The sequence below is a fragment of the Rhizobium mesosinicum genome (genome assembly GCF_019511345.1).
In the GTDB taxonomy this organism is placed as follows: domain Bacteria; phylum Pseudomonadota; class Alphaproteobacteria; order Rhizobiales; family Rhizobiaceae; genus Rhizobium; species Rhizobium mesosinicum.
Genome location: NZ_JAEUAK010000034.1, coordinates 1 through 437, shown reverse-complemented (window position 1 = coordinate 437; position 437 = coordinate 1). Strand labels below are relative to the sequence as shown.

Annotated in this window: 1 protein-coding gene; it reads right to left on the bottom strand. The window is 43.2% G+C overall.

The annotated features are described in order from the left end of the window. Positions 1-437: HAD family hydrolase (locus JNB85_RS30450; RefSeq protein ID WP_220338122.1), on the bottom strand; the 437-nt coding region annotated here is incomplete at both ends.

Below are 437 nucleotides of genomic sequence, written 5' to 3'. Positions count from 1 at the left end.
ATCCACAGAAATCCCCACATCTGACACCTTCATGGATGGGGCATCGTTGATACCATCACCCATATAGCCTACCTTATGCCCATTTTCCTTAAGGCTTAGGATAATTCGTGCCTTTTGGTCTGGGGATAACTTAGCAAAGACTGTTGTCGTTTCCACAGCCTTAGCCAAATCTTGATCTGACATGGTATCAAGATCACTTCCAAGTAGAATGTGCGTCACATCTAGACCAACTTTTTCACAGACAGCCTGTGTCACCTTATCATTGTCTCCAGTCAAAATTTTTGTGGTCACACCATATTCCGCCAAAGCCTTGATAGCAGGTGCTGCTGATGGATTTGGTGGGTCAAGGAAGGCAAGATATCCCGTCAAAATCATATCACTTTCATCTTCGACACTAAAGACGTCATTTTCATTAAGCTGTGATTTGTAGCTAACAC